The sequence below is a fragment of the Armatimonadota bacterium genome, assembly GCA_022563855.1.
In the GTDB taxonomy this organism is placed as follows: Bacteria; Armatimonadota; Fimbriimonadia; order Fimbriimonadales; family Fimbriimonadaceae; genus JADFMN01.
This window is the reverse complement of the sequence record JADFMN010000001.1, coordinates 98,852-116,900: the sequence shown is the minus strand read 5'-3', so window position 1 is coordinate 116,900 and position 18,049 is coordinate 98,852. Positions and strand designations below refer to the sequence as shown.

The 18,049-nt window shown below is 57.3% G+C and carries 15 protein-coding genes and 1 tRNA gene; 7 read left to right on the top strand and 9 right to left on the bottom strand.

What is annotated here, in order from left to right; all coding sequences use genetic code 11:
- Positions 1-141: 141 nt before the first annotated feature.
- Entirely contained in the window at positions 142-2,124 is a 1,983-nt protein-coding gene (locus tag IH944_00505; GenBank protein MCH7903027.1) for an N-6 DNA methylase, read from the top strand.
- Between the two features lie 12 nt (positions 2,125-2,136).
- Here IH944_00505 and IH944_00500 read toward each other — a convergent pair whose 3' ends face one another.
- The 3 genes from IH944_00500 to IH944_00490 all read right to left on the bottom strand — a co-directional run bounded on the left by IH944_00500 (position 2,137) and on the right by IH944_00490 (position 5,444).
- Entirely contained in the window at positions 2,137-3,204 is a 1,068-nt protein-coding gene (locus IH944_00500; GenBank protein ID MCH7903026.1) for a hypothetical protein, read from the bottom strand.
- Between the two features lie 7 nt (positions 3,205-3,211).
- Entirely contained in the window at positions 3,212-3,457 is a 246-nt protein-coding gene (locus IH944_00495) for a helix-turn-helix transcriptional regulator (GenBank protein ID MCH7903025.1), read from the bottom strand.
- A 127-nt stretch (positions 3,458-3,584) separates the two neighbouring features.
- Positions 3,585-5,444: an L-fucose isomerase gene (locus tag IH944_00490; protein MCH7903024.1), complete on the bottom strand. Its 1,860-nt coding sequence runs from the start codon at positions 5,442-5,444 to the stop codon at positions 3,585-3,587.
- 100 nt (positions 5,445-5,544) lie between these two features.
- Between IH944_00490 and IH944_00485 the strand changes: the two genes are divergently transcribed.
- The 3 genes from IH944_00485 to IH944_00475 all read left to right on the top strand — a co-directional run bounded on the left by IH944_00485 (position 5,545) and on the right by IH944_00475 (position 8,915).
- A complete protein-coding gene (locus tag IH944_00485) occupies positions 5,545-6,462 on the top strand; it encodes a hypothetical protein (protein ID MCH7903023.1) in 918 nt (305 codons plus the stop codon).
- 136 nt (positions 6,463-6,598) lie between these two features.
- Positions 6,599-7,948, top strand: a complete 1,350-nt coding sequence (locus IH944_00480; protein ID MCH7903022.1) for a DUF2779 domain-containing protein — start codon at positions 6,599-6,601, stop codon at positions 7,946-7,948.
- 46 nt (positions 7,949-7,994) lie between these two features.
- Positions 7,995-8,915: a tetratricopeptide repeat protein gene (locus IH944_00475; protein MCH7903021.1), complete on the top strand. Its 921-nt coding sequence runs from the start codon at positions 7,995-7,997 to the stop codon at positions 8,913-8,915.
- A gap of 2 nt (positions 8,916-8,917) precedes the next feature.
- Here the strand turns inward: IH944_00475 and IH944_00470 are convergent.
- A tRNA-Val gene (locus IH944_00470) sits at positions 8,918-8,993 on the bottom strand.
- 77 nt (positions 8,994-9,070) lie between these two features.
- Here IH944_00470 and IH944_00465 point away from each other — a divergent pair.
- Together IH944_00465 and IH944_00460 are read left to right on the top strand one after the other, a co-directional pair.
- Positions 9,071-10,741: an N-acetylmuramoyl-L-alanine amidase gene (locus IH944_00465; protein MCH7903020.1), complete on the top strand. Its 1,671-nt coding sequence runs from the start codon at positions 9,071-9,073 to the stop codon at positions 10,739-10,741.
- Positions 10,728-11,258 (top strand): GerMN domain-containing protein, encoded by a 531-nt coding sequence (locus tag IH944_00460; GenBank protein ID MCH7903019.1) that lies wholly within the window; start codon positions 10,728-10,730, stop codon positions 11,256-11,258. Before IH944_00465 ends, IH944_00460 begins: the two co-directional genes overlap by 14 nt.
- Here IH944_00460 and IH944_00455 read toward each other — a convergent pair.
- On the bottom strand, positions 11,206-11,766 hold the full coding sequence (locus IH944_00455) for a phosphatase PAP2 family protein (GenBank protein MCH7903018.1): 561 nt from the start codon (positions 11,764-11,766) through the stop codon (positions 11,206-11,208). The genes IH944_00460 and IH944_00455 overlap by 53 nt on opposite strands.
- Positions 11,767-11,820: 54 nt before the next feature.
- Here IH944_00455 and IH944_00450 point away from each other — a divergent pair, with 54 nt between their 5' ends.
- Positions 11,821-13,689: an ADP-ribosylglycohydrolase family protein gene (locus tag IH944_00450; GenBank protein ID MCH7903017.1), complete on the top strand. Its 1,869-nt coding sequence runs from the start codon at positions 11,821-11,823 to the stop codon at positions 13,687-13,689.
- Here the strand turns inward: IH944_00450 and IH944_00445 are convergent.
- The 4 genes from IH944_00445 to IH944_00430 all read right to left on the bottom strand — a co-directional run bounded on the left by IH944_00445 (position 13,629) and on the right by IH944_00430 (position 17,913).
- Complete coding sequence (locus IH944_00445) at positions 13,629-14,711, bottom strand: A/G-specific adenine glycosylase (protein ID MCH7903016.1); 1,083 nt, start codon at positions 14,709-14,711, stop codon at positions 13,629-13,631. The genes IH944_00450 and IH944_00445 overlap by 61 nt on opposite strands.
- Positions 14,696-15,409: an orotidine-5'-phosphate decarboxylase gene (gene pyrF, locus IH944_00440; protein ID MCH7903015.1), complete on the bottom strand. Its 714-nt coding sequence runs from the start codon at positions 15,407-15,409 to the stop codon at positions 14,696-14,698. The genes IH944_00445 and pyrF overlap by 16 nt, the downstream gene beginning before the upstream one ends.
- A gap of 157 nt (positions 15,410-15,566) precedes the next feature.
- On the bottom strand, positions 15,567-16,604 hold the full coding sequence (locus tag IH944_00435) for a hypothetical protein (protein MCH7903014.1): 1,038 nt from the start codon (positions 16,602-16,604) through the stop codon (positions 15,567-15,569).
- 271 nt (positions 16,605-16,875) lie between these two features.
- Positions 16,876-17,913 carry a hypothetical protein gene (locus tag IH944_00430; GenBank protein MCH7903013.1) on the bottom strand — a complete coding sequence of 346 codons (1,038 nt, stop codon included), beginning with the start codon at positions 17,911-17,913 and terminating at the stop codon, positions 16,876-16,878.
- Positions 17,914-18,049 lie beyond the last annotated feature (136 nt).

Here is an 18,049-nt window from a genome sequence, read left to right as displayed (position 1 = left end):
TTGCGCAGGACGTAGACCGAAATTACAGTGGCACACTGGATCAGTTCGGGGCACTTGCCCCTAAGACACTGGAAAAGTCGGAGGGCGCCAAGCAGGAACTGTTCGGTACAATCACGTAAACATATCCTGTGAACACTAGAAATGGCTCGCCTCAATAGTAACCACGCTCAGCAATTGCTCATCAGAGACATGCAAAGCCCCAAAGAGGCTTTCCGCTCGATCCGAAATTACTTGGCGGGGCAGTTCGTCGGTGCGACTCGCGATGAGACCCTTCTCGACGAACTGCTGAAGATCCTCTTCTGTAAGCTATATGTGGAAAGGGGCCTGTCAAGCACATACATAGCCGATGCTGACGCGGTCGAAAGAGCGAAGCACGTTCGACATGTTTTCGCTCAAGTACGCAGCGACTTTCCTGACATCTATCCGGAAGGAACTGAGATCCTGCTGGATCCGGAGGCAATCACGTTCGTGCTCGATGACTGCAATTTTCAGCTGTTGAGCGCAACCAGTGACCCTATCGGGGATGCATTTGAAGTTTTCGTAGGAAGTGAGTCTCGTAGCCGCAGTGGGCAATTCTTCACTCCGCGTTCGGTCACAGATCTTCTGGTCGAAGTGATCGATCCTCAGCCCGAAGAAACCGTAGTAGATCCCGCATGTGGAGCCGGTGGGTTTCTGACCTCCGTGGCACGTCACTATATCGCGAACGGTGTAGAGCCTGATCATGTTGCCGAACTTGTTTCGCAAAACCTGTACGGCATCGATAAAGACGCTTATCTTTCTAAACTTGCTCTCATGCATACAGCAGTGTTGACGGGCGGGCACCCACATATTCTGTGTGCTGATAGCATCGCTTTGCACGACGGAGAGAAGAGCATAACGGATCAGCTGCCTAAGGATGGTTTTGACGTGCTCCTCACCAACCCACCGTTTGGAACAAAGATAGTGGCTGCGAACCCAAACACCTTGAGGACGTTCGATCTAGCGCGTCGCTGGCGTATTAATGAAGAGACGCAGCGCCTTGAGCCGACCAGCGAGTTTCGTTCATCCGTACCTCCCCAAGTACTATTCGTAGAACGGTGCTTGAACTTGCTGCGAGAAGGCGGTCGCATGGGCATTGTCGTTCCTGAAAGTATCCTCTCAAATAAATCATACAGATACGTTGTTGAGTATCTTCTTGCCCATGCAGACATTTCAGCCGTCATCGGGATGCCTGAGGCGCTCTTCAAAACATCTGGTAAGGGTGGGACGCATACGAAGACATGCCTCCTCGTTGCGACCAAAGGTAAGTCTCGTGGAAAGACAATTTTTATGGCTGAAGCAAAGTGGTGCGGGCACGATTCTAGGGCGAGAACAATTCCAAACAATGACCTACCCAAGATCGCCGAGAATCTCGCCCTATTTCGTCGCGGGAAGCCTCTCAATCCGACACCGCTAGGATTTCTCACTGAATGCTCGGACGTCGTATCGAACGTGTTGTGCCCTCGCTACTACGACCCGCAAATAAGTGTTGAGAGAACTGCACTCAGTGAAACGCACGACCTGCCTACGTTTAGTGAGCTTGTTAGTGAAGGCGTCCTGTCGGTGCAAACAGGAGACGAATTAGGAAAGCTCGCATATGGAACGGGTGACATACCGTTCATTCGAACTTCCGACATATCAAACTGGGAAATCAAAGCAGACCCAAAACATGAAGTTAATAGGCAGTTCTATGAGGCTTTGCAGAAGAAGCAAGATGTTCAAGTTCGAGATATTTTCATGGTGAAAGATGGCACGTATCTCGTTGGCACTTGTGCAATGGTCTCCTATCTCGATACGCAGATCGTATACCAGAGCCATCTCTACAAAATTCGAGTTCATGAGAACAACCGAGGTCTGGACTCGTATTTGCTTCTTGCCATCCTAAGTTCTCCGTTCGTTCTACGCCAGGTGAAATCGAAGCAATTCAGTCAGGACATCATCGATAGCCTTGGTGATAGGATACATGAGCTAGTGCTGCCGATACCAAAAGTTGCGCAAACGAGGAAACGGATTTCGGAGATGGTCAGTAGCTCCGTTTGCAAACGTATCGAGGCTCGCGAATTATCACATGCGGCACGTGCCGAGGTCGCTGGAATCGGCAGATAGCCATCCCTCAACTCATTTCTCTGCTTTGTAGTTCGAGGCGATGCGTTTCAGCATTAATCGTGTATCGTCGAGACTCAATGAACCTTGGATCCGATTTCCATCCGCGGACATCCAGCTGATGTTTTTAGCCGTATGTCCTGATGCTACGCTAGCGGAGTTGTCTAGTTTAAGCGGATTCAGATGGCCGACTTGAAAGGCTGACTTTCCGTGCATCGGATTCTCTAGTTCACTCCTGAACTTGGCGAAGGACATTTTTTCGAGAGTAATTGGACACTTGAACGTCACATGCTCTTCAGGAAGGATTCCTTGTTGCTGTAAAGGTTTTCGGTACTCTTCAGGAAAGTCCTCGAAGCGACAGAGTTGTTCGATTAGCGAGTACTCAATGTCCATACAGTCCCTTCGCAACGCGAAGTGGACAGATTGTGGATGTACCTCCCATCGCTTTTCCCGATTAGTTTTGTGGTCTCCAGTGAGCACACGATCCGTCAAGTATGTCTTGATCATGACCTTGTCTTCTAGGACGCTAGTGAAGAAACTCGCGGCAGGACTGGTGTCAGGATCTTGCAAGAATATCCGAAGCTTCATTGTTCTCAGCATCTTATCGGTGCATGTCCAAGCGATGTTACCGGGTCGATGAATTCTCGCGGCGTCTAGCGGCCTGATGATGTAGTCCAAGGGAGCCTCGTATGGAAGAATCCCGCCAGAAAAGAAGAGGTTGAGTTTACTTAGCTCTATCTTGTCATTGATCAAGTTTTGGTTCAGATCATTAGTCAAGTCGATTGCGATGGATAGGCACTCGTCAAAAGAACAATAACGCGGATCATCGTTCAACTGTTTGAACCAGCGAACTCTTGTCTTTGTGGTTTCTATTTTGGGTGTCTTGACAACCTCGATGAGAAACACGTGACGCAGAAGGGCCTGACCAAAGTTCCGGTAACTATCCTTAAGGACATCCTTTGCCGCCGCTAGCGGCTCTTTCAACTGTTTGTGGCCCTCGAGGAGGGGCCAAACGGTCCTGTAAAGGGCTGGCATGCTAAAACGCTTGGCATTAGCCACTATCTCGAAGTTCTTTCGTATCACGAGTTTCCTAATTTGAGAGCCGCCCATCGAATAAAGCGATAAATTCAGCCAATTCCATTCCGAGCGATTCACACCATGCCCGGAGTTCGATAACGTCCAATCTACGTTCGAGACGCTCGCATTTGCTGATGAAGGACTGCGTTTGGTTGAGTCGCTTTGCAAGCTCTACCTGCGTGATTTTGACTTCCCTCCTACGCTCCCTTAACAGATTGATGAGGATCGCATAGTCACGCGAATATATGGACTTTTCCATCGAGCTACGACAAAGAGGTTACACCCTAGAATCACATAGTCCAAAATCGACTATTGCAGCATTTGGAGGTGTGTGCGCATGTTCGAGCGTTTCAGCCTGAAGCGCTGACCTCATGAAACTAGAGACGCTACCCGTACAGCGCATCGAACGCGCTGCAAGCGCGGTAGTCGGCGGACTCCGGATCAGCCGTCCCGAAACGCGTCCATGCGGACGGGCGGAAGACGTCCGAGACGTTGTGCATGTCCACCGGTACTCGGAGCATCGAGGCCAGCGTGATCAGGTCTGCGCCGATGTGGCCGTAGCACACCGCGCCGTGGTTGGCGCCCCACGCGGCCATCACGGAGTACACGTCCGAAAAAGCGCCGACACCCGTCAGTCTCGGAACGAACCAAGTCGTCGGCCAGGTCGGGTTGGTGCGCTCGTCAAGAACCTCGTGTACCTCTGGCGGCAAGTCGACGGTCCACCCCTCAGCGATCTGCAGCACCGGGCCGAGCCCAGCCACGAGATTGACCCGACACATCGTCACTGGCATGCCGCCACGCGTGGTGAAGTCCGTGCTCCACCCGCCGCCCGGGAAGTACTCGGTCATCGACGGGCACCACTTGGTAGCGGCGAGGCACCGCTGGGCGTCTTCATCACTCACCTTCCACCAGGGTTTCAGACAGTTCACCCCCTCCCTAACCTCCCCCAAGGGGGAGGGGTTGCTCGTGCCATCGCCCGTCGATTCGCCCGTCCAATCAAGCGCGGATGGTCCAGAGTTGATTAGGTGCAGCACGCCGTCTGCTTGCACCCTCTCTCCACCCTCTCCCAAGGGAGAGGGGATCGTAATACGTTGACCCGTCACTCGTTCGATCGCATCCAGCGACCAGTAAGTCCGCACGTCGCTGAATAGCTGGGCCGTTCCGGTCAGCAAGTTGCCGAACAGCATCGACACCGCGTTCAGCGAGTCGTTCTCAGTCGCAAAGACGTACGGCTCGCGAATCCCATTCCAGTCGAACGACGTGTTCAGAATCGCTTCCATGAAGTCGCCGTTCGTGTAGTAGTCGGTCCATCCCCGCTGGCCTTGGAAACCCCCAATGAGAGCGTTGTGCCCTTGCGCCTGCTCCTTGAAACCCATCTCCTCAAGACGCGGGTTGCCGACCATCAGGTCGCGCGCGATCAGCGTCATCTTGATCGAGGTCTCCCAGTCTTCGTCCTGTTGCGCCTGAGAGCGCTGCTTTTCAGGCGGGTTCCAGTCTTTTCCTACGTCGCAAGTCTCCGCCACCCAGAACATCGCCCGCTTGAACTCCGCCTGGTCGTAAATCCCATTCTCGATCCGTCCACGGAACTCGGCCATGTCAACGGCCATCACCTTCATGCCGAGATACCGCTCGAAAAATCCCACGTCGACGATTGACCCGGCGATCCCCATCGACGCCCCGCCGATCGACAGATACGATGTGCCTTTCATCGTCGCGACAGCGATACCAGCACGAACGAACCGCATGATCTTGACCTGGACGTCCTCGGGGATCTTGATGTCGTCGGAGTCCTGTACTTCGCGGCCATAGATTCCGAAGCACGGCAAACCTTTCTGGTTGTGCGCCGCTAACGCCGCCGCTAGATACACGGCCCCCGGTCGCTCTGTCCCGTTGAAACCCCAGATCGCCTTGGGCCGGATCGGGTCCATGTCGATCGTCTCCGACCCATAGCACCAGCACGGTGTGACTGTCAAGGTCAACCCAACACCTGAACGAGCGAACAGATCATCGCACTCCGCCGACTCGGCCAAGCCACCGATGCACGAGACAGAGATCACGCACTCGACCTGCTCGCCGCACGAGTGCATACACTCCTCTTCGATCAGGCGCGCCGTGCTCTCGGCCATCTTCATGACCTGATCCTCCAAGGACTCTCGCACACCGCCGTACCGCCCGTCGATCACGGGGCGGATGCCGACCTTCGGAAGCGGTGTTCTCAGCCGGTTGCCGACAGAGTTCGTCTTCATCTTGGGTGGTTTTGCCATAGGTGGGCTCGCCCGGATATGCTACCGTGATACCTCGCGCCGGAACTACCGCTGCCCGTCAGACGTTTCGTAACTACCCAGAATGAATCTGACGCCCAAGAAGAAGAAGACGCTCCTGATCGCGGCATCGTGCTTTGTAGTCGTCGCCGCAGTGGCTGGTGTATTCATCAAGCTAAGGCTGGACATTCCGACGCAGGCGGAAGTCAACGCTGCGATGCGCGCTGGAGATTACGAGCTGTTGCTGACGTACTTCGACCGAATGGACCTCGACACCGACGGCGGCAAGAACCTGTACTACAAGGGGATCGCGCACCAGAAGCTCGGACAGTCTGACGAAGCGATCCGTGCGTTCATGGATGCGGACGATGCGGACTACCTTTCCGCCGAAGTCCGGTATCTCGTGGCCAGCGAATACGCGAAGATCGGAGAGCCTGAGCTCGCCTTGAACTGGCTCCGCGACGCGCTCGAAGCAGGCTTTACGGACCTCGGGCGTATAGAAGATGCGGAGGATTTTGCGGCGGTGCGTCGGCTGTCGGGATTTGCGGCGTTGCTGTCAGGAGACGAACAGTCGGCACCGGGCTTCGACGAAGACCTCAGTTTGCTGCAAGGTCGATGGACCGCTAGTCAGAACTTGCGCGTGGACTTCGTCCGCAGAGGCGACGGCGCTGGGATTGAAGAGAGGTGGGCGGGGATTGCGACTGGCGGCGCGCGCGGCGTTTGGCTGCGCGACCCGGCGACCGGAGATTGGAACTACCGGTACATCGACGGCAACGGCCGCGTCTTCCGAGGCGTCGTTCAGATCGCGCAGCACATCTCGATCGAGGGTGTCCTGAAGCTGCTGGACGGCACACAGCGCGTTCGCAGAATCGAGATCAGATTGCGCGATGGAAACCTCGAATACAGCATCAACGACGCTCAGGACGAAGACGCGTTCATCTGGTTCCCCACTGTTACGCACATTCTGAAACCGGCCTCGTCCGGCAGCCGCGTGAACTTCTGAAACTGGTACGATTCCGGCGACTGTGCCGATAACGAAGCATCAATTCCTGAGCGCCTCAACGTGCACCAAGCGCGCATGGTTGTCCGTTCATCGAAAGGATTTGGCCGCGCCTCTCAAGCCAGATGAGCTAGCGCGCATGGAAACTGGGCGACACGTCGGCCAGCTCGCGCGCAGACTTTTCACCGGTGTGCTGATCGAGACTCCTTCCAGCGACTGGCCGGCGGCGACTTCCGCCACGGCCAAGGCGATGGCAGACGGTGCGGACTGCCTCTTCGAAGCGGCGTTCTCAAACGAGCGAATTGCATGCAGGCCGGATATCCTGGTTCGCGAAGAGGAGGCCTGGCACCTGATCGAGGTCAAGAGCGGCGGCGCGGTAAACAAGAGCTACTTGGACGACATTGCCTTTCAGGTCGCTGCCCTGTTGGAGTGTGGCGTGAGGGTCATGAAGGCGTCACTAATCCATATTGACAAGGGGTACGTCGGCTCTGCGGGCCAAATAGACCACGAGCGGTTCTTCAAGACGGTCGACGTGACGGAGGATGTGTTCCATCGATTGCCAAACTTGCAAGGCGAACTGCACGAAGTTGTTGAGCTAATTGCGGGCCCAGAGCCACAAGTCGAGACGAACGTGCATTGCCTCAGACCGAAGTGCACCTTTTACGACTACTGTCACGAGGTTGCCGTCGAACACGACCTTGTCCAACTTCCGCGGATAAAGGCCGAGCGAGTCGTTGAGTTTCGCCGATCCGGCATCGCGTCCATCGATCAAATACCGCAGGACGAAAAGCTGACGCCTACGCAAAGAAAGATCGCCGATGTCGTGCGCTTCGACGCGCCTTTCGTCAGCGACGATCTCGGCGCCGTTTTGCGGAATCTGCCGTATCCGCTGCACTTCGTCGACTTCGAGGCGCTCTCGGTCGCGATCCCGCCGTATGCAGGCGTCAGGCCGTTTCAGATTCTGCCGTTCCAATGGTCGCTGCACATCGTTTCCAAACCAGGTGCCGAACCAGTGCACAAGTCGTTCCTGGCCGACGGATCCCACGATCCTCGGAAGGAGTTTACGACCAGCCTCTGGAACGCGGTGCAGTCGGCGGCGACCTTTGTGTACTACTCGAACTACGAAGTCAGCCGGCTCAAGGAGTTAGCCTCGCACACCGTTCCGAACGCAGACCTTGCACTGGAGGCCTTTGAGAAACAAGGTTTCGATCTGCTCGCGGTTATCAAGAAGCATTACTACCATCCGGGCTTTCACGGCAGCTTTTCGATCAAGAGCGTGCTGCCGGCGATCGTCCCCGACCTCAGCTACGACGACTTGGAGATCCAAGGAGGCGACGTTGCCGCATACCAATTCCAGCGGCTGATCGGCGACGGATTGACCGCGCAATCCAGGGCGAGTATCCGAGAAGCGCTCGAGGAGTACTGCGAGCGCGACACCCTCGCGATGGTGCGTTTGTTCGATCGTCTTCTCGAAGAATCTGCCGACTAGCCGCTTAAACGGAACAATGGCGCCAAACGCTGCATACTACTGATAGATGTCTCGATCCTTGTCGCGTCCCACGGTGCTTGGGGCTGTAATCGTGATCGTGTGCCTACTGCTGCTTGCGGGAGACTCTACGGCGCAACAAATGTCCGCTGAGCGCACCGAAGCCCAGGCAGATTTCCGCGCTCGCCGGTACAACGAGGCTGCGGACGGCTACAAGGCGATTGTGAAGAGCGATCCCGACGACGCTCGGTCGTGGTTCCGGCTCGCGTACTCCCTTCACAATCTCAAACAGTACAAGAACGCGATCACCGCGTACGACGAGGCTGCAGATCGGTCTTACGCGCCGCACTTCGTCCTCTACAACAAGGCTTGTGCAGAGGTGCTGCTGGGCCGTGAGAAAGACGGACTTGGAACGCTGAAGCGAGCTGTTGAAGCGGGGTTCACCGACGTTCAGAATTTCGAGAGCGACTCAGACCTCAATAGGATCCGCAATACCGACGAGTACGCAGAGCTACTGCAGATGATTAGCGAGCCGGTCGGTCGCTTCCCCGCCGGGAACGCTCTCGACGTACTCGAAGGAACGTGGGCGCTGTGGCAGGAAGGCGGACCCGTAGGGCGGATTGAATACAGGTTCGCCACTCAAGGGTTCTCTTTGAATGAAAGAACGATTATCGGCACCGATTTGGTATCCAGCCTGATGTACTACTATTCGAAGGGCGACGGGGCGTGGCTGGTCGCTGGCGCGACCGAAGAAGGCACTGTGTTCGACGGAAGCGCTACGGGCACCTCCGACACTGTCGAGCTGATCGGCAGCAGAAAGGACCAAACGGAACTGATCCAAGTACGCAAGCGCATCAGATCAACCGGCGCCTCAAGGGCACTGGTGGTGACCGAAGAAAGGGAGCCTGGCGGAACTTGGGCCGTGTCGCAGCAGTACGAAATGCGCAAGCTGGCCCTAGCCCCTGAGTGAGGTGGTAGGCGATGAGGGACTCGAACCCCCGACATCCTCGGTGTAAACGAGGCGCTCTACCAGCTGAGCTAATCGCCCGGACCCGTAGAATTGTACTACAGTGAAACCACAGCCGTCTGAGGCCGTCTTCTAGTACAATAGAGAAACTCAATGGAATGAGGCGTTGGCTTGCCGCTCTGCTTCCATGGATGGTGATGACGGCAGCCTGGGCAGATGGCCCGATCGCTGTTGCTGTCGATTTCACATTCCACGGTACGTTCGAGGACGATAGCGTTCGCATGGATGACGAATGCTGGATCGCCCCGTCGTTGCTCGATGCCTGGGGGTTTGGGACCAATGCCACCGATGGCGAACTCCATGTGTCAGACGGCGATCGCGATATTACGCTTCCCTTCCAGATGATCGAAGAGCGCAAGATGGTCTCGCTGCACGAGGCTGGGCGACTGTTTGGCGCGAACCTTTCCTGGGACGAGAGCGGCCTGCTCTTGATCGTGCGAAGCGTCGTTCGCAACGTCGAGCGGACCGAGGCTGGACTGCGGATCGACGCCACGCTCCCGGTGCTGCCCGTCTTCTTCAAGCTTGACGATCCCGTTCGGTTCATCGTTGATCTGCGAGGAGCGGTGTTTTCACGTGATCAGATCGGAGATCTGCCAGACGGCTGGCGCATCGGCCAGTTCAAGCCGGAGATCGTGCGCGTCGTCATCGAGTCTCCTGAAATGGCCGACCAGTACGTTCCGACGCTAAGCCCGGCGCGACATTTCACGATACAGTTTGGCGCGAACGCCCAGCCTGACGAGCCGGAGGACCCCGACGTCGAGCCGCCAAACGCAGGGCAACAGTCCGGCGACCCTGGCTCCATCGGTGGCATCGTTGGCCAAGAGCCGCCGGATGAACCGGCCGACGAGCTGGACGTCGATCCCACCGCCGTCATTTCCATTCCAAACATCGCTTCTGCATCGGAGCAGGAGATCGTACTCATGCTGCCGTTCACCGGCTCTCTGACGGCCGGGCCAACCGCCAAGTACATCAATCCCGGCAAGATCGAGCTGGTCGTGTCAGGCGCAAGCGCGACCCGTCCCGGCGCGGTGCAAGTGTACGACTCCGATCTGTTGCAATCCGCCATGATCACGGACGACGGCCACGGGAACGTCCACATCGTCTTCAACCTCCTCCAGCCGCTGGCGTTCGAGCTGAAGAACAACGAACGATTGATCACGCTGCGTTTCTTTCGACCGTCTGAGGCGTCAGGCAGCCTTACGAACAAGGTGATCGTCGTCGATGCCGGACACGGAGGCGAACAAACGGGCACGATTTGGAACGGCTTGGATGAGAAGGACTTGAATCTACAGCTCTCCGATCTCCTCGTAGCCGAACTGACGGCAGCCGGAGCATCAGTGATCGTCACTCGTGGCGACGACTCTGAGGTGGGCCTGCAAGAGAGGGCGGATATGGCGAACGGAAGCGACGCCGACCTTTTCATCAGCATCCATCACAACTCAAATCGAGTGGCAGAGACCCGATCGGGTGGAATGACGTTCTTTCACATGCAGCAGGCGACCTCTCGTTTCCTAGCCCAGTGCATACAGACAGAGATCGCCGGAGTCAGCAAGATTCCGGATATGGGAGTCTGGAGCGATAGCCGAATCTACAGCGTGAAGGGGTTCGCCGTGCTACGATTTACCGAGATGCCCGCCGTGTTGATAGAGCTGGGGTTCCTGAACCATTCGTACGACAGGGTCCGGGTACAGGAGCTCGAATTTCAGGAGTCGGTCGCGAAGGCGATCGTGAAGGGACTAAAGGTGTTCTTAGGCGATGACACGAACTAACTCTGGAAAGTCGCCGGTAGGCGTCGTGCTCGTTCTCGCGGCGGTCGTCGTTCTCGGCATCGCCGCGTACGTGAAGTTTGCGCCAGCAGACGAAATCCCGCGAGAAGAGGAGACTCTCGTCGATGGCAGCGTCACTCTCGTGATACCGACGTATGACGAGAAGCTCGACTTCAGTTCCGAACCGGTCAAAGTACCGGAAGGGGTCGATCAAACGGTGTTCGCCGTAAACCTCTTCCTCGACCAGCTCGACGTCGTGCCGTCAGACGCCGTTGCTGAGAAAATCGAGTTGAACAACGGTATCGCAAGCGTGTATTTTAGCAGCGAGTTCCGCCGGTCGTACGGCACCGAGGACGAACAGATCCTCGTGAATGGCCTGCTCGTCACACTCGGACAGTTCCCCGAGATCGAATTTGCAAAGTTCTACGCAGGCGGCAGACCCTTGGAGACGTTCGGCAACATCGATCTTACTGATCCGTTGCCGGTGATTCGTCGGCCCGACTTGGACGTCGACGACTGATGTACGCCTGCCAGCTCTTGACCGCCACGAAGCCAACGAACGCTCCGATCCCCCAGCCCAGCAGCACCTGGTACGGGTAGTGAACACCGACGAAAATCCTCGACAAACCCACTATGATCGCAACACCGAACCAAGTCCAGCCAAGCGTGCGGTTGTAGAACAGGAACACCATTGCGATCGACATCATCGTCGCCGCGTGCGCGCTGGCCGTCCCGAAACTGGTGAGCTCCAGGCGAGCGTTCAGCTCCGCGAGATCAGCCAGCGGCCTGGTCAATTGAAACGTCGACTTGAGAACGTCGCACAAGGCGTTTGCCACCGGCCACGCGACCATGGCGAGAATCGCCGCCGGCCTCGTCTTAGGACGGTAAATCCAGTAGATCAACAGGGCCAGCAGCGAGAGCCGAACCCACCACTGCTTGTTCCCTTCGCTGAAAAACATCATCAGGGGTTCCAACCATTCCGGCCAGTTGTTGATCCACCTGAAGATGATTAGGTCGATCTCTCGCACGGCCCATTGTACTACCCGGCAAAGCGAGTGTCCGAACGGTTACAATGTTCGTCGATGGCCGACTTCATCCGGGCTGCAATCCAGGGCGCTCTCGTCGGCGCCACGCTTGGCGCGCCGCACAAGGGCGGCTCGAAACTCCGCAAGCTATCGTTCTACGAGCCTATCCCAGCGCGGATGGCACAATCTGAAGCGTTGGAGGCGTGGCTTGTCTGGTCGCAGCACATTCGGTCGGAGAAGTCAGCCCAGACGGTCAGCCAATCGCTGCTCGCAAATTGGAACTACCCTGTCGACGAGTCGGCGTTCGGCCTTTCCAACGCTGCTCGCGGGTTGAGCTCTCCGATCTCCGGGTCGTTTGCAAATCCGTTGCCTACCGGATCGCAGGCGATCGGCCGGGCGATCTATTGGGGGATCGCGTTCCACGGAGATCCAAACGCTGCGACAGAGTACGCCTACTACGACGCGTCGATCGATCACGCAGGCGACGGCGTTTGGTCCGCCGTCGCCCTCGCCCGCATGATGGCCTCTGCAGCACCGGGCGTTCAGCTAACCGACCTCGTTCGCGTTGCGACTGATTGCCTGCCGAAGGAGAGCCGAATCCTTGAGGCTTTGCCCATGTTGATGCAGAGCCTGTCCAATCCGGATGGAGTGACGGTAGTGAGGGAGACGCTTGCTTCCAGCATCGGCGTGACGGACGACTTGGACGCCAGCCTCACGTTCAGTTGGATTCTCTTAGGCCTGCTGAACGGCAAGGGAGACTTCGAACCCTCAGTGCTGACGACCGCAGGCTGCTGTGGCGCTTCGGGACAGTCCGGCTTGGCTTGCGGCGCGATCTCTGCGGCGTTATCTGGTTCGGTTCCCGAACCCTGGCTGAAGCCGCTCGGGGCTAACTTCGTTGCAGGGCACGGCATCGGCAACGTCGATCCTCCGGCGACAATCGCCAAGTTCGTCGATCAGATTGCCAACGACTGCAAGCAGTTTGGCAAGGCAACGGCCCCCGCACCGCCGGAACCTAGTCCTGACGCTGAGGCGCAGGAGGAGGAGCAACCGGTCGCCGAGCCGCCCGCGCCAGAGTTTCCTGAAAAATTGGCGGAACTCCTTGCTCAAGCGCCGAACGAATCGATCACGGAGATTGAGAACATCCGCTTGTCCGCCCGGTACATCGATCCGCCCATCGTCCGGCCTGGAAAGCAGTTGCGAATGGCCTTGACATTCACGAACATTGGAACCTCGGACGAGGAGATTCGTTCACAGCTGACCGCCCCGGAAGGGTGGAAGATCGCTACGAAGCTGGCTAGCACAAGGCTCGAGCCCGGCCAAAGCACGTCGTTTCCAGCGGTCGTCGAACCACCGAAGAGGCACGAGGCGAGCCTTGCGAACCTGCGTCTCAAGCTAAACAAATATGAGGTCTTGATCCCGATCTTCGGCTCTCAGCTCTGGTACACGGTCGGTCCGTTCGTGAATCACGACGGCTCCGGCTACGAACACAAGTTCCAAGCCGAAACCAAGTTCAGCGTCGACGAGATATTCAATGGCCGCAGCGACTTGCCGGTGCAGTGGAGCGAACAACACTTCCCTGGCGTCGTCTTTGACGCCGAACCGCTGTTCAAGACAGGCCCGGGCGTCGTCTATCTGTGGTCGAAGGCCGTGTTTCCAAAGTCGGGCAGTTACCGCCTTGTGGCGGCTGCCGGCGTTGCCATGGTCGTGTGGCTCGATGGCGAAAAGAAGCTCTGGTACCACGACGTGCACACTCCGATTCCGAGACCGAAAAACCCGTACATCATGGATTTCAAGGCTGGGGACGAGCCGATCACGTTCCTGTTCAAGATATTGCGGAACAGGCAGGAACTCCCACCTGTCGCCATCTACTTTCTCGCTGAAGACGGCCTGCTCGTACAGCCGACAGAGTTCTTGCGCATGTCGTGATCGTCGGAGTCTCCCTCTACTGTGTCAGCAAGCGTCGTTTGTGCTGAGCGTGCGATTGCGCGGAACGGCGAGGGCAGCGCAACCGCTTGCAGTTCCTCCTCAGTCACCCACATGAATCGATCGTCAGCGCGTGGGAATTCACAGACCCATGCCTGGAAGATCAGCCGGTGATTCGTCACCGTGTGTCGATGCTCGCCGATCGAGATCAGCGGCATCGAAGGCCAATCAGCGCTATACTCGTCAGATGTCAAAGTCGGGAATCCGTACATGCCGACCCACCACGGTCCATCCGTTATCTTTCGCAATCCGTATCGCCCCGCGCATCTCGGGACTAGCACGCGCAATCGTACTTCTTTCATCGGCGGCCGCTTAGCCCTGGCCGGATACGCCTCTTGATCGCCCGTGGCGCACGCCTCGCAGTCGAACTCGAGAGGGCACTCGGAACATGACGGCGACAACGGTCGGCATACGGTTGCGCCAAGCTCCATCAGAGCTTGGTTCAAATCGCCGGGCGAAGCCTCAGCCAACAGTTCTTGACACCAGGAGTCCGCCGCTTTCTTGAGTTTGTGGCTCGAGTCTGCGTGATACCTTGCGTACACCCTCTGGACATTGCCATCGACGGCAGTCACGCGTTCACCGCTAACGATGGAAGCGATCGCTCCTGACGTGTAATCGCCGATGCCGGGCAGCTTTTGCCAGCCAGCTTTATCAGTTGGGAAACCCTCCCGGGCAACGATCGCTGCGGCAAGCCGCAAGCTCTTGCAACGGCGATAGTAGCCCAACCCCTGCCAGACTGCCAGCACCGAGTCCTCGTCTGCGGCAGCAAGCGACTCTACTGTCGGAAACCTGTCCATCCAGCGCAAGAAGTACTCCGCCACAACCTCCAGTCGAGTTTGCTGCGACATGACTTCGCTGACCCATATTCTGTAAGGGTCAGCTGTCCCGCGCCATGGCAACGGCCTCTTGTTTGCCGCAAACCACGCCAATAGCCGTTCTGCAGCGCCGTTCAAACGGCGTGCCACTCCTCGGTCTCTATGCCGAGCCCCTGCAACGCCGCAATCGGGTCGTCTGCGCTCGTCAACGCACGTCCCAGAACGAGGTAGTCGGCACCGGCGCTGAGCGCAGACTTCGCGTCACCGACGCGCTGCTGATCGTGTCTGTCATCGTGAGCAGCCCGAATTCCAGGTGTCACGATTATGCTGCGGCCGATCTCCTTTCGAATTGCAGCCACTTCATGAACGCTGCAAACGATTCCATCCAGGCCACAGTCCACGCCTAGCTTCGAAAGGTAAACCATGTGCTCCTCAACAGATCGCCGGACGCCCAGGTGATCGGTCAGAACGTGCTGGTCCAACGAAGTCAAAACGGACACGCCGATCAAGAGTGGCGCCTTCGTGTCTCCGTGGAACTTTGCCTCTTCCACTGCGGCAGTGAGCATCGCCGGCCCGCCAGAGATATGCAGCGTCAGCATCCATACGTTTCGATTAGCGGCTTCGCGTACCGCCCGTCCGACCGTGCTCGGGATGTCGTGGAACTTCATGTCGAGGAAAACTCTGTCCACGCCATCCTCGCGCAAGTAATCGACGACGTCAAGACCGTACTGAAGCACCAGCGCTGGGCCTACCTTGAACGCCCCCGCATAGCGCGCTAGCCGTGCTGCCATGGCCCTAGCCTCTGACAGCTCGCCGGTATCCAGCGCGCAAATGATTTTTCGACGCAAGATGAACTCCTGATATGCAGTGTAACGCCAAAATGGTCTGATCACGCCATGAATCGCGCCGAGATGTTGATAGATGGCGTTTTCGTCGAAGTGACCGCAAGCCAAACGTAAAAAGCCCCGAGCGAACTGCTCGCTCGGGGCTTTCGTCGCTAGCCGTCTACGGAACGATCACCCAAACGGTCTCATCGAAGCTGATCAGCCAGGGGAAGAAGAGCACAATCCCAGCTTCTTTGTAGCTGACCTTGGCTTTCATCTCCTTCGTGCCCGCCTCGATGAACCGGCCCGGATCGACCGTGATGCTCACCTCGACTATCGAGTCCACAGTCGTAGCGATCATGAAGTCGACCTGTTCATACGAGTTAGTGTCGTAGTTCCACAGCTCGATCCACTGCCCGATGTTGTTGATCTCGGCGTGGGCCTCTACTCTGATCCGAAGCTCGGAAGGCGTCTCAGTCGGAGAAGTGCCCTCAATGATCAGCTGCACCTGTCGCTCAGCCTGGTTCAGCGTGATCCCCGGCAGCACCGTCATCCAGCTGTCGTCGCTGGCGAGCAGATCGCTCAGCCCGCCGCCGGTCAGAACCCCGCGGAACAGCGTGAAGCTGTCCGGCACGACGGTCTCCTCCGGCCCAATTGCGGACGCGTTGTCGATGTGCTGGTAGATCTCGGCGGTAGTCGTTGTCCCGAGCCTCGTGATCCGCACACCGACCGTGTGCACGCCAGTCGTAGTCGGTGTGAAGTTCGCACTCAGGCTGCCGAACGAGGTGGGAAAAAGAGGGCCGCAGGTGCCAGCCGCTCCGCTGTCTAGAACGGCGCCGTCTACTATGAGGTCGAAAAAGCCGCAGTCAGGCACGTTTCCGCCCCCGGTGTACGATGCGGCAAAGTCAAAGTAGAAGGCGTACTCCAGCCCGGCGGTCAAGTTGAGATCCTGAGTGAACTCGATCCCTTCGAATTGGCCGCGCGCCGCCTCAACCTGGCCAACCTCGAAATACGCACCGAGCGACTCTGGAAGAGGATCGGCGAAATCAATGTCGAACAGCACGACGCCTTCCTCTTCGCTCATCCCATTCGACGACGTGGGCGTGATAGTCCAAGGCGCCAAGCTGCCTGTCTCAAAGTCCCCGTTCGTAAACATGTTCTGGGCGGATACGATGCCGGAGACCAGCACCACCGCCATAACTACAAGAATCTTTTTCATTTAGCAATTCTCCAAGATATAGCTATAAATTCGGCCGCAAGCGCGACTGAAGCAATATGTTACTCGAAACGCGGCCCAAGAAGAGCGGTTCATCCGCAAGCCCGATAAATCTACCGGGCAGGTCTCTTGCGGCCCAAGGGCCTTCGGCGCGACCGTTATCGACGTTCCCAGCTCGCCCGTCAACTGCACGGCCGATGCGTCGAAGGGACGGCCAGGCTAACATTGAAAGCCCCGAGCGAACTGCTCGCTCGGGGCTTTCGTCGTCAACCGTCTACGGAACGATCACCCACACGGTCTGGTCGAAGCTGATCAGCCACGGGAAGAAGAGCACAATCCCAGCTTCTTTGTAGCTGACTTTGGCCCTCATCTTCTTCGTTCCCGCCTGGATGAAGCGGCCCGGATCGACGGTGATGCTCACCTCGACGATCGAATCCACCGTCGTAGCGATCATGAAGTCGACCTGCTCGTAAGAGTTCGTGTCGTAGTTCCACAGCTCGATCCACTGTCCGATGTTGTTGATCTCGGCGTGCGCCTCCACTCTGATCCGAAGCTCGGAAGGCGTCTCGGTCGGAGACGTGCCCTCAATAACGAGCTGCACCTGGCGCTCAGCCTGGTTCAGCGTGATCCCCGGCAGCACCGTCATCCAGCTGTCGTCGCTGGCGAGCAGGTCGCTCAGCCCGCCGCCCGTCAGAACCCCGCGGAACAGCGTGAAGCTGTCCGGCACGACGGTTTCCTCTGGCCCTATTGCGGACGCGTTGTCGATGTGCTGGTAGATTTCAGCGAAACCCGTTTCCCCGTTCCTCGTGATCCGCACCCCAACCGTGTGCACGCCGGTCGTAGTCGGTGTGAAGTTTGCGCTCAGGCTGCCGAACGAAGTGGGGAAAGCAGGGCCGCAGTTGCCAGCCACTCCGCTGTCTAGAACGACACCGTCTACTATGAGGTCGAAAAAGCCGCAGTCACCGAAGTTTCCGCCCCCGGTATACGATGCGGCCCAGTCAAAGTAGAAGGCGTACTCCAGCCCGGCGGTCAAGTTGAGGTCCTGCGTCATCTCGATCCCTTCAAAGAATCCGCGCTGCGCCTCAACCTGACCAACCTCGAAACGCGCACCGAGCGACTCCGGAAGAGGATCGGCGAAATCAATGTCGAACAACACGACTCCTTGCTCTTCTGTCATCCCATTCGACGATGTGGCCGTGATAGTCCAAGGCGCCAAGCTGCCTGTCTCAAAGTCCCCGTTCGTAAACATGTTCTGAGCGGATACGATGCCAGAAACCAGCACGACCGCTATAAGTACAAGAATCTTTCTCATATAGCAACCCTCCAAGATATAACTATAAATTCGGCCGAAATTGCGGCCTAGCTACCAGGGTACTTCCATCGCCGGTCATGAAGAGCGATTTATCCACAAAACCCGTTAATTTTGCTGGGCACTGAATTATCGCCGG